Here is a 13013-nt window from a genome sequence, read left to right as displayed (position 1 = left end):
TCACACACCCCAACGCAGGGCCGGTGTGTTCACCGGCGCATCGTAAAGACGCAGGATCTCCTCGTCTGCCTTCACCAGCGTGATGGAGACGCCCGCCATTTCGAGCGAGGTGATGTAATGGCCGATGAGCTTGCGGACGATCTTCACGCCGTGCTTTTCGGCGACTTCGGCGAGCTTGGCGTAGACCGTGTAGAGCTCCGAGATCGGCGTCGCGCCCATACTGTTGACGATGGCGATCGCCTCGTCGCCGGACTGGAAGGTGATGTCCTTCACTTCGACATCGACCCAATCGCCCTTCTCAGAATCCCATTCGGTGAGCTCGCGGGTGTAGGCGCCGTCTTCGAGAATGCGGGTGGCGAGGATTTCGGTGATCTCGTCGGCGCTCTTCACCGGCATGCGCTCGGTTCCGGGCTCGCCGTGAATGCCGATGCCGATTTCCATCTCGTTGTCGGCGAGTTCGAAGCTCGGTGTGCCGTTCTGCGGCGTGGTGCAGGGGGTGAGCGCCATGCCCATGCTCTTGCCGTGGATGTTGACCTTCTTGCAGAGGGCGGCGAGCTGGTCGAGGTCGTAGCCTTCCTGGGAGGCGGCGCCGCAGACCTTTTCAGCGATGACGGTGGTGCCGAGGCCGCGGCGGCCGGCGGTGTAGAGCGAATCCTTCAAAGCGACATCGTCGTCGATGACGACGTTGCGGACTTCGATGCCCTCGTCGCGCAGGAGGTCGGCGGCCATGCGGAAGTTCAGCACGTCGCCGGTGTAGTTCTTGATGATCTGCAGGATGCCCTTGCCGCCGTTCACAGCCTTGCCGGCTTCATACATCTGATCGGGCGTCGGCGAGGTGAAGGTCTGGCCGGGGCAGGCGGCATCGAGCATGCCCATGCCGACATAACCGCCGTGAAGCGGCTCGTGGCCCGCGCCGCCGCCGGAGACGACGGCCACCCGGTTCTGGACGCCGCCGGCGACGGCGACGTAATTCGGGTCGAAATGGACCTCGATCTCAGGATGCGCGAGGCCGAACCCCTTGAGCTGTTCCAGCGTCACGTCTTCGGCGTTGTTGATCAACTTCTTCACGGCTTGTCTTCCTTTTCAGGAGTGGGGAGCTTGGGTGGCGCTGAGATATCGCGCCTCTGCGCCGGGCCTCGGGCCATGGCGCAGCATCTGCCTCTCGGCATGGAACGGCCTTGGTGATGTGCGGCAGGTGCGCCGCGGAAGGTCGTCGGGTCCGAGATGAAGATAGGGGAGGAGAGGGCGTTTCGAAGCCCCGTGCAGCATCTCGCCTTCATATGCAGCGGAAAGGGTGCGGGCGGAAAGGGTGCGGGCGGACAGGAAGCTGCGGTCGGGCGACGGGATGTGCGGTCCGGCGCGGGACCGGCAATCCGGGAAATGAGAGCTGTGGGGGAAATGAGAATGGCGGGTCTGGCGCCGGATTTTCCAAAAAATAGCGTCGATATCGGCGGCTTTGCGCCATCTGAACTTACTTTTCCAAGTATAGATCCCGACACCATACGCCTATTCTCTACGACGACATCAATTTTCCCGTGGAGATTGAGATGTCATGCGCATGCACCTAGCGTAATAGACCTTCGTAACTGTCATATAGTCATGCAAAACCCGCGGCAAGGTGTAATTGATTGAAATCAATTGGACATCTCGGGGGCGCTTCGGCGGCTTCGCGGGCGTGTGCGCGACAGCGCGCCGTGGCCCGGAAACCTCGCGGCGCCACGGGCGTTCTGGTGCGATGACACGCTTTCTTTCTCTTCCCCTTCTTCCTCTCGCCCTCCTCGTCGCCCTCGCAGCCTGCTCTCCGGACGCAGATCAGCAGGCGGCGAACGGGGCTTCGGAGACGAGCGCACCTGCGGCGTCGTCCGTATCGGCACCCGTTGCCTCGCCCGACGTGGGCTCTGCCCCCGGGTCTAGAAACGTGATCGGGCTCGAGGGTCTCGGCGACCTCAGGATCGGCGAGGCGGTGCCGGAGGGGGGAAGCTTTGCGGAGCGGGGGGCGCAGACGAGCGAGGCCTGCCGCACGGTGAGTTCGCCCGATTATCCCGGCGTCTATGCGATCGTTGCCGACGGCAAGGTGCAGCGCATCACGGTCGGGCAGCGCTCAGACGTCAAGCTGGCCGAGGGGGTGGGTGTCAGCTCCAGCGAGAAGGAGGTGCGGAGCTGGTTCGGCGGCTTCCGCGAGGAGCCGCACAAATATGAAGAGGCGCCGGCGAAATATCTGACCGCGCCGAATGCCGAGAGCGGCAGTTCGGCCCTGCGCTTCGAGATCGGCCGGGACGGCAAGGTGAAACTGTTTCATATCGGCGTGATGCCGTATCTCGCCTATGTCGAGGCCTGTGCGTGAGGCCCGTCACGGGAGGTGCGAGATGCCATCCGGCGAGACGGCCCGCGGGGGAGCCCGCGGACCGGGTTTCTCACAGGCCTTTCTTGCGGCCGGTGAACATCGGCGTGATCAGGTCTTCATGCTTATAGAGCTTGTAGAAGGCGATCGAGGCGATGTGGACGCCCACCATGATCAGGAGCAGCGTCGACAGGGGTTCGTGCCATGAGAGCGCCTGCCGCGCCGTCTCGATGGAGACGTATTTGGCGAGCGGTCCGGCGTTGATGTAATCCTCCGGATCGGCCAGGAGGCCGGTGCCGATCTGCATGGCGAGCACGATCAGAACGCCGACGATGAACAGCGCGCCGACAGGGTTGTGCCCGGGGCAGTTCGACGGTTCGCGCGAGGCGAAGTGGCGGGCGTAATGCAGGATTTTGCGCGGGCCTTTGACGAAGTTCACAAAGCGCGCATTGGCGGACCCGACAAAACCCCAGACGATGCGGATAACGACGAGAGCCGCCACCGTGTAGCCCGCATAAAAATGCAGGGTCATCTCATCCGGGCCGAACTTGCCGAGCCCCCAGGCGGCCGCGAAGGCCACGACCAGGGCCCAATGAAAGATGCGCACCGCCGGATCCCAGACGCGGATCTCCTCGCCAGCCTGCAAGGGCGCGTGATCGGAGTTTTTGGTCTGATGCGGGATGTCGCCGGAGGGGCGGGGGACTGGACCCCGGCCAGGTTCGCTCATTGTCGACATTTTTCAGATCCCTTGGGTTTCTCGTTCCTCGGGTTCGAGGATCGCCTGGTCCAGAGAGGCTCCGGACCAGGCATCCCAGGCTTCAAATTCCCGCTCAGAAATCCTTGGCGCGGAAATCGTCGTGGCAGGATTTGCAGGCGCCGCCGAGCTTGCCGACGGCCGGACGCAGCTGGTCGAGGCCTTCACCGGCGACGGTGTTGAGGTTCTGGACGGCGGCGACATAGGCCTCGGCCTTTTCCTGCAGGCCGTCCATGTTGTCCCAGATCGCCGGCAGAGCGCGGGTCTTGCCGGGCAGATCGGCATTGGAGGTGCCGGGGGCGAGGAGGCCGGCCATCGAATAATGCGTCAGCGCCTCGAGGTTCGCGGCATGGGTTTTCGCGGCCTCTGCGTCATAGTCCTTTTCGCCCTTCGCCATGGCGGCGAGGTCGTGCATCTCAAGACCGAGCAGGCGGAAATAGCCGATCCGGGCCTCGGCCACATCCTGCGGCGACTGGGCGAGTGCCAGGCTCGGAGCGGCAAGGACGGCGAGGGAAAGGAGAAGTCTGCGCATCATAATATCCTTCGGGTGATTTTCATTCAGGTGCGAGTTCGCAAAGCTGCGAATTCCGCGGAGGTGCCCCGTCCCCGCCGGGCCGGTTTTGCCAATACATATCCGGACCGGAATGCGACACCGGGACACCCCACGAAAGGCGTAGGCCCGGAAACGGCGGTTCTCTGCGGAAGTCTCCGTCGCTGCTCACGAAGTTGTGCGGAATCCGTGATGCGCCAAAAGAAAACGCCCGCGCGAGGCGGGCGTGTGCGAAGGCTCAAAGGTGGCTGCCCGAAGATCTTTCAGGCGGCTTTTGTGGCGGCTTCCCCGGACGGTCGCAGTGCTTTCGGCCCGGGGAAGATGTCAGTTGAAGAGGGAATCGATGTCGTCCTGGGAGACGACGTTTTCGTCGCTCTTGAGCGCCGGACCGTTGAGGAGAGCCTCGTCGCCCTCTTCCTCCGGCTCGTCCTCGGCATGCTGCTCGAAAGCCGTGGCCTCGCCGGACCAGATCTTCAGCATCTTATCGATGCGGCTTTCGATGAATTGCAGGAGGTTGACGACCTTGGAGATGCGCTGGCCGGTGATGTCCTGAAAATTGCACGCCTCGAAGATGGCGATGCAACGCTCGTTGATCGCCTGCAGCTGGGCGCGCTCGTCATCGCCGAGCGTCTTGCCGAGCTTTCTGGCGATGTCGTCGATCTCTTCGGCGGAGGTGAGGATCGTCTCAGTGGCGCCCTCCGTGTCGGCGACGACGGCATCAAGCTCGTCGGCAGCGCGGTTGAACTGCTTGGAATCGACAGCCTTGGCGTGAATCGACGCGATTTCCCCGCGGGTATCGCGGATGGCGTGCTGAATGGACTCGACGCCAAGCCACAGCTTCTGCTGATCGGCGACGACCTCATCCTGCTTGCCGGCGATCTGCCGAAGCTCGGAAAGCTCGGTGAAAATCTTGTCGAGGCGAAGTGCCAGGCTGAGCTGCTCTGTGGCGTGCTGTGCCCAAGCTTCCTGCTCGGTCACATCCTTTTTCGCGGTGGCGCGCTTTGCGGACATACGTGAACCCTATCCCATCAAAGAAAGTGGCGACTGTATATTCGAAGGCCTGAAAAGAGAAAAGATAGCGGGGGTTTGCGGCGCAAGCCTGGCGCAAGTCAGTTCAATTTAAACACACCTCGATCCCGCCGGAGATAGCGGTGCAGTCTAGATTCTATATGGAGCGCGGCGAATGTCGTTGAACCTTTCTATGCCGATCCTTGTCGTCGACGATTACAAGACGATGATCCGGATCATTAAGAACCTGTTAAAGCAGCTCGGCTTCGAAGATATCGACGAAGCGGCCGATGGCAGCGAGGCGCTCAACAAGATGAAGGAGCGCGAATATGGTCTGGTCATCTCTGACTGGAACATGGAGCCGATGACCGGTTACGAGCTTCTGAAGCAGGTGCGTGCCGACGACAAGCTGAACGCCACACCGTTCATCATGGTCACTGCCGAGGCGAAGTCGGAAAACGTCATCGCCGCCAAGAAAGAAGGCGTGAGCAATTATATCGTGAAGCCGTTCAATGCGCAGACGCTGAAGGGCAAGATCGAAGCCGTCTTCGAGAACTGATCACTTTCGGCAGGCCTGACCTTCAAGGTACGGGCCGCCGCGCCTGTTGAGCTTCCAGATTGTTCTTTCGGAGGCTTTAGGCGCAACCCTCTCAACGGCCGCCGCTCCTCTCACTCTCGCGGTCGTCCGCGCGGCTGCTTCGGCAGCCGCGCGCCTCTCCCCAGCAAACCTTTCTTTACTCTCTCCCCCTCTGCCGGCCGCCCGCTTCGGGCCCGCATCCTCTCCTTCACGCCTTTGTGAGCTTCGGGTTCCCCCAGATCGTTCCTTTTTGAGTCCAAAAGACAATGCAATTGCCCCGCTTCCGGGGCGATCGGGCGCGATCGATGGCTCTTTTGGCCAAAAAACCGTGGCGCATCGGCAACAATCCGGCCCTCGGGACGCCTCAAATGGTGTCCTTTCGCGCTAATTTCGTTCTGCGTGAGGCTAACGCCCCCTCCAAAACCGCAGAAATCCGCGGGTTTTTCGGCTGCGAAACGATAACCTTTCATTATCCAGCAATTTGGAGCGAAACGTCTCCGGCAACGGATTCAGTTCTGATTGAGTGGAGTGAAGTTGATCGGTACTTCCAAACCCATCGGAGCCGCAGTTCTCCAGCAAGCAATACTGCGGAATACGAAAAATTTTAATTTAAATACCGAGGGTGCGAGATGTACGTCGTTGTTGATCCCCGGGCAGAGGTTGCTGCCGGTTTCACGTCCATGTTCAGCCGCGAAGGGCTTTCCGCCGTCGGTTTCGACTCCGAAGAGTTCCAGGAATGGCTGACGACGGCCGCTGATCGGGATCTCTCGGCGGTGCAGGGCTTCCTCCTCGGCGACTTCGCCGAGCGGCCCAACTATCCGAACCTCATCCGCAGCCATTCGCGGGCCCCGATCATCGCCCTGAGCGACGTGCGCTCTCTGGAGCAGACGCTGGAGCTCTTCACGGCGGGCATCGACGACGTGGTGCGCAAGCCGATCCATGTGAAAGAGATCGTGGCGCGCTCCGACGCCGTGTGGCGGCGCATGAACGGCCCGAAGCAGGAAGTCGAGAGCGACCGGCTGAAGATCTTCTTCGACGGCCGCGACCCGGAAGTCGACGGCGAGCCGCTCGCCCTGCCGCGCCGCGAGCGCCACATCCTCGAATATCTGGCGAAGAACCGCATGCGCCGCGTGACCAAGACGCAGATCTTCAACGCCATCTACGGCGTCTTCAACGACGACGTCGACGAGACGGTGGTGGAAGGCCACATCAGCAAGCTGCGCAAGAAGCTCCGCCTGCGCCTCGGCTTCGAGGTGATCGATGCGAAGCGCTATCTCGGCTACCAGTTCGTCGCCTGAGCGGCGGCGGACTTTTCCCAAAAAAGGCAGAGACCCGGGCAACGAGCCTCGGATCGCCGCGAAGAGATGCGGCAACAGGCTCGGCCAAGAACCCGGGCCGGGCCCCGGGATGGGCTCTGAGCGTGGCCCCCCGAGAGACGCCCCCCGAGAGAGGCCCCCCGGGAGAGGCCCCCGGGAGAGGCCACAGAGGGCGGCCCCGAAAGAAGGCCCCCAAAAGCGATTGGGGAGCCTGAGGCGGCTCAGCCGACCTTGAGGCCCAGACGAGCGGCCTGACGCTCGACAAAAGCATGCATGCGCTCAAGACCGGTTTCGGTCAGGCGGACGAGGGTACGACGACGGTCGGTCTCGTCAGGGAAGCGCATGATGAGATCCGCCTCCTGCAATTCATCGATGCGGCGCAGCGCCGTGGTCGTGGCGACACCGGAGGCGAGGCACAGGCTGGTGACGGAGACGAAACGGCCGGTGGCTTCCGCGACGGCGAGATCAAGCATCATATCCCAGGCGGGATCGGAGAAGAGCTTCGCCTTGAAGATCGCGTCGCGATCGGTGCGTGCTGCGACCAGGGCGCGAAGATAATCGGATTCCGTCGCCGACTGGGACGGTTCCGGTCTCGCGCGGCCGGTGAGGTCGAGGGCACGGCGGATGGCGATCGCCACCTCTTCCGCGGAAACCGGCTTTTGAAGAAAATCGACGGCATTGAGGCGCAGCGCCGCGACGGCGCGGTCGAGCGAAGCATTGCCCGTCATGACCACGGCCGTGAGAGGCCTGCTGTTCCGCCTTGCCGTCAGTTTCTGCAAAAGTTCGATTCCATCGATCTGCGGCATCTGCAAATCGGTGACGATGACGCGCAAACCTGGGTTGCGCTGTACGATCGCCAGAGCTTCGACGGCGGTGCTCGCCTTCAGCGGCGGCAGGTCAAGCGCGGTCAGGCCTTCGGCCAGCTCATCAAGAATATCGACATCGTCGTCGACGAGAAGAATCTGCGGCGGGGAATTGGTTCTGGCACCAGGTTCCTTGGTATCCATATCGTGTTGATACCTCACGATGCCTCCTCCCGTTTCACGGCGGAGATTGAGAGGCACTTCCTAAGACGGGGTTTAGTCAATTGATCTGAAACGCGCGAAGCTTGCTAAGTCTTTGTTGACGATACACCCATCGCGCCGTCCGGCCGATATCAGCCCGCCATAGCCCGAGCGCCCCCAAGGGGGACTTAATCTGTTGGTCCGCATCGTGTAAACAGCCTGAAGGTCCGCATCATTCTTGCCCGAAGGCATTCTGCCTCCTGATATTTGAGACAGGGTCTGAAGCAATTAAAGGGCGTTGTGCGTCCTTTTGTTGCATTGGTCCAAGTTTCTCAGCTTTGGGCGACAGGGGCAAGAGGGCTTCAACGCGAAGCTGCATTCCGTCGGGCCGCGGAGAGCGGCCAGCGGATGATTTTGCAATCCACGAAACGCGCCTCCAGATCCGCCAGCATTTCGAACGGGTCGACGGGCTTGAAGAAGAGGACGTCGGGGCCGGAGGGTTCGCCGAGCGCGACGTCCGTCGCCTCGCCGGTGATGAGAGCGAGAACCCGCGGGCGCAGCGGTTTCGGGAGCCGCCGGGTCCGGGTGATGAGGTCGAGGCCGCTTCTGTCGCCAAGGCGCAGATCGGTCAACAGGCAGTCGGGCGCAAGTCCCTGCACAAGCAGAGCGTGTGCCTGCGAAACGCTTGCGCACAACGTCGGTCGCCAGTGTTCGGCTTCCAGGAATTCCGCGATTTCGGCCGCAAGCTCGCGCTCGTCCTCGCAGATCAAAATTGAGCGAGGTGGCATCAGGCGGCTTCTTCAAGCGATAGGGTCTGAGTGGCGACAGGCAGGCGGATGGTGAAACATGCGCCGGATCTGACGTTGCGGGCGGCGATGTCGCCGTTCATGTCGCGCACGATGTTGCGCGCCATGGAAAGACCGAGGCCGGTGCCTTTGCCGACGGGTTTCGTCGTCACGAAGGGATCGAAGAGATGCGCGATGATCTCTTCGGGAATGCCGCCGCCATTGTCTTCGAGTTCCAGGACGACCGATCCGCTCTTCACCCATCCGCGCACCTGGAGAACCGGCGTTCGATCGGTGTCGCGATCGTGAAGCGCATCGAGGGCATCGCGCGCATTCACCAGAATGTTGACGATGACCTGCTCGAACATCGTCTGCTCGCCGGCGACGGCGAGATCGGTGGCGAAATCGAGGTCGATATCGAGGCGGATGCCCGCGGCGCGATATTGCTCGGCGACGAAACCGATGGCGAGTTGAACGGCGTCGTGAAGCGCGAAGGGCTCGCATTGCTGCGAGGTGAGACGCCCATAGCGGCGGACCTGGTCGGTGATGCGCTTCACCCGCTCCACCTGATCGCTGATGCGCGTCAGTTTGGCGGCAAGGGCCTCGCCGGTTTCGCCATGCTCCAAGAGGCGGCGGGCATTGGCGATGGCGAGCCGGATGACGGCGAGAGGCTGGTTGGTTTCATGGGCGATGGCGGTCGCCATTTCGCCAAGCGTCGCAAGCTTCGCCGCCTGCATCACCTTGAGTTCGGCGTCGCGCAATTTGGTGACGTCGGCGAGCGCCAGCATGCGCAGCCGCCGGCCGCGCCAGCGCGCGGGCGAAATGGTGCCGCGCAGCGAGCTGATCTCGCCGTCGCGGCGCCCGAAGCTCAAAATGGTGGTGCGGGTGTCGCCCTGATCGGACGTCTTGGACACGTCGATGGCGGAGCGGATGAGGCGGGTCCAATCCGGGTGGGCGAGCGAGGCGCCGACGAGCTCGATCGCTTCGTCATTGGCGAATTTCACTTCGTGGGTGTCCGGATCGAAGATCAAGGCCACGAAAGGCATCGCCTGCATGGTCTTTTCGAAGCTGGTTTCGACCTCGATCTGGGCGCGCCGCGCCTCCAGGACGTCGTGAAGACGCCGGCGGTCGCGTCGTGCCTGGACGAACAGAAGCAAAACGAGGCCGGCGCCGCTGATAAACATCAAGACGAGGGGAAGCGCAGCCGTCTCTTTGGAGAGCGCAGCTTCGCGGCGGTTGATCTCGTCATTGTCGACGACGGCCGCTTCCAGGATGGTTTGCAGATTGCGCCCGAGAGGGACGAGTTCGCTGCGCCATTGCGAGATGAGGCGGCCGCTTTTGGGGGGTGGCGGAAGCGGGTCTTCGAGCCGTTCAAGATATGTTTCGATGCGCGTCCGGTAGTCTTTGAGGGCCGGCGCGAACGCATCGATGCCCGCGATCAGGCGACCTTCTTCCGAGGCATAGAGGAGCGGCAGGCGCGAAGCGAGAAGTTCCAGACGCAGTTTGAGCTGATCGATGATGCGGGGGGAGGGGTCGTCCCGGGCGATGTCCAGAGTGGCGGTGGTTTTGACGTATTCGAGCTGCGCCTGATAGGCGATCCAGCCGGAGCTGCGGATGGAGGTCGCGAGAAGCTGGCGCTGCTCGGCCTGCCGCAGATAGAGCATGCCGGTGGCGATGAAGAGGCCGAGCGTCGTGACGACGAGGGCGCCGGCAAGCAGCTTGTGGGCGATCTTTGCCTTCTTACTCAACACGGAAGTCGATGCTCCGGATTTGCCAGATCATCCGGCTTTGGTAGCGATGGCTTGCGAGTTCGGGATACGCATCGAGGGGATAGACGATGCGGAAGGGGCCTTTGTCGCGGATGCGCATTTCCTGGCCGTCCTGGCGCACGGCCATGATGACGTCGTAGAGCGCCCAGTCCGATTGCGGGATTTCGGCGGAATAATCGTTGAGCGCGACGAGCGCCGCTTCGACGACGGGAAGACCGGCAAGGTCGGCGAGAGTGGCGAGGAGCGGGCCGGTGAAGGTCTGGTTTCCCGCGTCCCAGGGCGTGTGGGTGACGATTGCCCGCTGCTGGAGCGCCTCGATGTCTTCGACGCTCATCAGCTTTTCCGCGAGAACCGCGCCGCTTTCACCGAGCCAACGCAGCGTCAGCTCCTGCGCGGCGACGGGGCCACAAGCGATGGTCGAAAGTAAGGTAGCTAAGACAAAGGTGAGGCGGGACATTGAGGTGGCCAGCGATGTGTATTTTGCAGTCATTGTTGTGCAATCTTGAAAATTGGGTTTACTCGAAAAACTGTTTTGTCGCGATAGAGTTTTCGGAAATATCTCCAATCTCTTTATCGTATTCAAAACGAGATCGTCTCTAAATTGCTAGCTGTGCCGTGGTTCTCGCCGTTTATCGGGTGGCCGTGGGCCTTTGTGTCCTTCTTGACTGCGTTATGTTGCAGTTTTCCGAAGCTGGCGCAGCAAACCAGAAACACTTGATTTTGCAGTTAAGGAGCTCGGCTCGAAGAGATTAAAAACTGAGCGGTTTGCAAAGCCGATCGCCGCGCGGAAGGCGACGGGCGAGCCCATCCGGAAGCGGAAATCCGCCTGTCGGAGTGGTGTCTGAAAGTTCAATCGTCTCGGGGAGGTCTCCGGAAGGCGTCCGGAAGGTGGCGCTGCGGCGTGGCGCCGCAGAGATGGAACCGAAGAGCGGTAAGGCCCGCGAGGGATCCGTGCAGGCCGGAATGTGCAAAGCGTGCTGGGGCTTACCGGCTTACCGAGACACGGCCGGCACGGAAGGAATTCTCCACGCCTTCGACGACAGAATCGAAAATGCCGCGCTTTGCGGCCGGATATTGCAGGCTGAAACCCTGCACCGTGTCGCCGCGCACGAAGAACTTTTCGTAAAAAATGTCCGAACCGCGATAGCCGGAGACGACCAGCCAGTTCTTCCCCTGCGGCGAGTAGGTGACGTTTTCGTAGCCGCCGGTACCGCGCATGAGGGCGCGCAGATCGGCGGCGTCGTCGACGCCTTCGACCGCGCGGGCGGAGAGTTCGAGCCGCGCCTCATCGCCGACGAAGGCGGTGCCGTAGGCGAGGGGCGCCTCTTGCGGGAAGAGCTTTTCGGGATAGGCGAGGCGGGCGCCGGAGCGGGGATCGGCATACGTCGTCCAACCCTTGGGGGCAGCGGCCGCAGCTGTGGGCACAAGGAAGGGCGTTGCTGCAAGAGCCGTTGCGGCGGTGAGACCGGCGATTGCGGTTGCGCGCAAAGCGGCGCGCAGGGTGGCGGCGAAAGCCCTCATCATGGCGTCCTTTCCACGGTGCGAGTGGAGACGAACGGCAGGGTGGAGGCATCGTTCCGAAATCGCCCTCCGATCTGAAATCGGCGGGTGGCTCACTCGCCCGCGAGCGAGGCGATCATGTCTTCCATGCCGGCGGTGTTGTGCATGCGCAGGATGGCGGCGCAGGCGGCGAAATCGTGCCGGCGGAGCGCATCGACGAGAAGCCGGTGTTCTTCGATGACGGAGGCGAGACGGTTGGGCCCGTAGCCGAGGCGCCGGCGGAGCGCATAGATGAGCTCCCAGCCGAGCTCGAAAAGGCGCGTCGCCTCCGCGTTGCCGGCCAGTTCGAAGAGCCTGGTGTGCAAGGCGCGGTTGGCCATGATGATCTCTTCGAGGTCGGCTCTCTCCACCGCCGCAGCATGGGCCGCCTGCAGGGCCGAGAGCTCGTCGAGCATGGCGAGGGTGATGCGCGGCATCAGCCTTTGCACCGCAAGCGTTTCGAGCGCGGTGCGGACCTCGTAGACGTCCTTCAGGAATTTCTCGTCGATCGGGCGGATGACGGCGCCGCGATTGGGCAGGATGGCGACGAGCCCTTCGCCCTCCAATTTGCGCAAGGCTTCGCGCACCGGCATGGCGCTGAAGCCGAAGCGGCGCGCCGCATCGGCGACCTTCAGGCGCTCGCCCGGCCGATATTCGGCGGTGACGATGGCGCGCCGGATGAGCGCCGTCGCCTGTTCCACAGAGGTCGGACCAACCTCCTCCTCCTGCGCATCCATCCCGATCACAACCCGAGCCTTGCGGCTCTTCTCCCCCAATCTGTTCTCTTTGCCACAGAAGAAGCACTTCCTCCATTGGCCAAACGGCGCGCGCGAGGCGTTTTCCGGCGAGGGCGAAGCGGGCCATAAGATCGGGCGTGGCGCCGGGTGCTTGTGGCTCTCGCAAAAGTGGGAGAAAAGCTGCCGGTTGCCAGGAATGGGAGGACACGATGTCGAAGCTCGTGGTGCATGCGGGGCCATACCGGTTCGATGCGAGGCTTGAGGAAGAGGCGGCGCCTCAGACCTGCGCGGCGTTCCGCAAGGTGATGCCGTTCGAAAGCAAGATCGTGCATGTGCGCTGGAGCGGCGAGGGCGTGTGGATCCCGCTCGGCGACATGCAGTTCGGCGTCGGTTACGAGAACCATACGAGCTATCCGGCGCCCGGCCAGATCGTGCTCTATCCGGGCGGCATCAGCGAGACGGAGATCCTGCTCGCCTATGGCGGCGTGCATTTCGCCTGCAAGATGGGCCAGCTCGCCGGCAACCATTTCATCACGCTGACCTCGGGGCTCGAGGATCTTGCGAAGCTCGGCCCGATGACTTTGTGGGAGGGCGCGCAGCCGATCCGCTTCGAATTCGCCTGAGCCGCTGGGC

The 13013-nt window shown here is 62.5% G+C and carries 14 protein-coding genes; 4 read left to right on the top strand and 10 right to left on the bottom strand.

Annotated elements, in window-relative coordinates:
• Complete coding sequence (gene dhaK / locus NYQ83_RS11030; RefSeq protein WP_261214662.1) at positions 1–1068, bottom strand: dihydroxyacetone kinase subunit DhaK; 1068 nt, start codon at positions 1066–1068, stop codon at positions 1–3.
• A 667-nt stretch (positions 1069–1735) separates the two neighbouring features.
• Here dhaK and NYQ83_RS11025 point away from each other — a divergent pair.
• Positions 1736–2344, top strand: a complete 609-nt coding sequence (locus tag NYQ83_RS11025; RefSeq protein ID WP_261214661.1) for a hypothetical protein — start codon at positions 1736–1738, stop codon at positions 2342–2344.
• 70 nt (positions 2345–2414) lie between these two features.
• Here the strand turns inward: NYQ83_RS11025 and NYQ83_RS11020 are convergent, their stop codons facing one another.
• The 3 genes from NYQ83_RS11020 to NYQ83_RS11010 all read right to left on the bottom strand — a co-directional run bounded on the left by NYQ83_RS11020 (position 2415) and on the right by NYQ83_RS11010 (position 4656).
• Entirely contained in the window at positions 2415–3068 is a 654-nt protein-coding gene (locus NYQ83_RS11020) for a cytochrome b/b6 domain-containing protein (RefSeq protein ID WP_261214660.1), read from the bottom strand.
• Positions 3069–3171: 103 nt separating this feature from the next.
• On the bottom strand, positions 3172–3627 hold the full coding sequence (locus tag NYQ83_RS11015) for a c-type cytochrome (protein ID WP_128291251.1): 456 nt from the start codon (positions 3625–3627) through the stop codon (positions 3172–3174).
• Between the two features lie 342 nt (positions 3628–3969).
• A complete protein-coding gene (locus NYQ83_RS11010) occupies positions 3970–4656 on the bottom strand; it encodes a protein phosphatase CheZ (RefSeq protein ID WP_128291252.1) in 687 nt (228 codons plus the stop codon).
• 172 nt (positions 4657–4828) lie between these two features.
• On the opposite strand from NYQ83_RS11010, the gene NYQ83_RS11005 reads away from it, so the two are divergent.
• Both NYQ83_RS11005 and NYQ83_RS11000 read left to right on the top strand, forming a co-directional pair.
• Positions 4829–5212, top strand: coding sequence for a response regulator (locus NYQ83_RS11005; protein ID WP_128291253.1), 384 nt, complete (start codon positions 4829–4831; stop codon positions 5210–5212).
• Between the two features lie 647 nt (positions 5213–5859).
• Positions 5860–6528: a response regulator transcription factor gene (locus NYQ83_RS11000; RefSeq protein WP_128291255.1), complete on the top strand. Its 669-nt coding sequence runs from the start codon at positions 5860–5862 to the stop codon at positions 6526–6528.
• Between the two features lie 239 nt (positions 6529–6767).
• On the opposite strand, the gene NYQ83_RS10995 is transcribed toward NYQ83_RS11000, so the two are convergent.
• The 6 genes from NYQ83_RS10995 to NYQ83_RS10970 all read right to left on the bottom strand — a co-directional run bounded on the left by NYQ83_RS10995 (position 6768) and on the right by NYQ83_RS10970 (position 12419).
• The gene (locus tag NYQ83_RS10995) at positions 6768–7571 is read right to left on the bottom strand and encodes a response regulator (protein ID WP_246008369.1); all 804 of its coding nucleotides are present in this window, start codon (positions 7569–7571) and stop codon (positions 6768–6770) included.
• 341 nt (positions 7572–7912) lie between these two features.
• The gene (locus NYQ83_RS10990) at positions 7913–8338 is read right to left on the bottom strand and encodes a response regulator (RefSeq protein WP_261214658.1); all 426 of its coding nucleotides are present in this window, start codon (positions 8336–8338) and stop codon (positions 7913–7915) included.
• Complete coding sequence (locus NYQ83_RS10985) at positions 8338–10083, bottom strand: sensor histidine kinase (protein ID WP_261214657.1); 1746 nt, start codon at positions 10081–10083, stop codon at positions 8338–8340. The genes NYQ83_RS10990 and NYQ83_RS10985 overlap by 1 nt, the downstream gene beginning before the upstream one ends.
• On the bottom strand, positions 10076–10438 hold the full coding sequence (locus tag NYQ83_RS10980) for a molybdopterin-dependent oxidoreductase (RefSeq protein WP_261214656.1): 363 nt from the start codon (positions 10436–10438) through the stop codon (positions 10076–10078). The genes NYQ83_RS10985 and NYQ83_RS10980 overlap by 8 nt, the downstream gene beginning before the upstream one ends.
• A gap of 650 nt (positions 10439–11088) precedes the next feature.
• Positions 11089–11628, bottom strand: a complete 540-nt coding sequence (locus NYQ83_RS10975) for a hypothetical protein (protein WP_261214653.1) — start codon at positions 11626–11628, stop codon at positions 11089–11091.
• Positions 11629–11717: 89 nt separating this feature from the next.
• Positions 11718–12419: a GntR family transcriptional regulator gene (locus NYQ83_RS10970; protein WP_261214651.1), complete on the bottom strand. Its 702-nt coding sequence runs from the start codon at positions 12417–12419 to the stop codon at positions 11718–11720.
• A 170-nt stretch (positions 12420–12589) separates the two neighbouring features.
• Here NYQ83_RS10970 and NYQ83_RS10965 point away from each other — a divergent pair, with 170 nt between their 5' ends.
• Positions 12590–13003, top strand: coding sequence for a DUF3830 family protein (locus NYQ83_RS10965; RefSeq protein ID WP_128291261.1), 414 nt, complete (start codon positions 12590–12592; stop codon positions 13001–13003).
• Positions 13004–13013 lie beyond the last annotated feature (10 nt).

It is taken from the genome of Afifella sp. JA880 (genome assembly GCF_025379905.1).
Taxonomy (GTDB): domain Bacteria; phylum Pseudomonadota; class Alphaproteobacteria; order Rhizobiales; family Afifellaceae; genus Afifella; species Afifella aestuarii.
The sequence above is the reverse complement of the archived record's forward strand: the minus strand, read 5'-3'. Positions and strand labels throughout refer to the sequence as shown.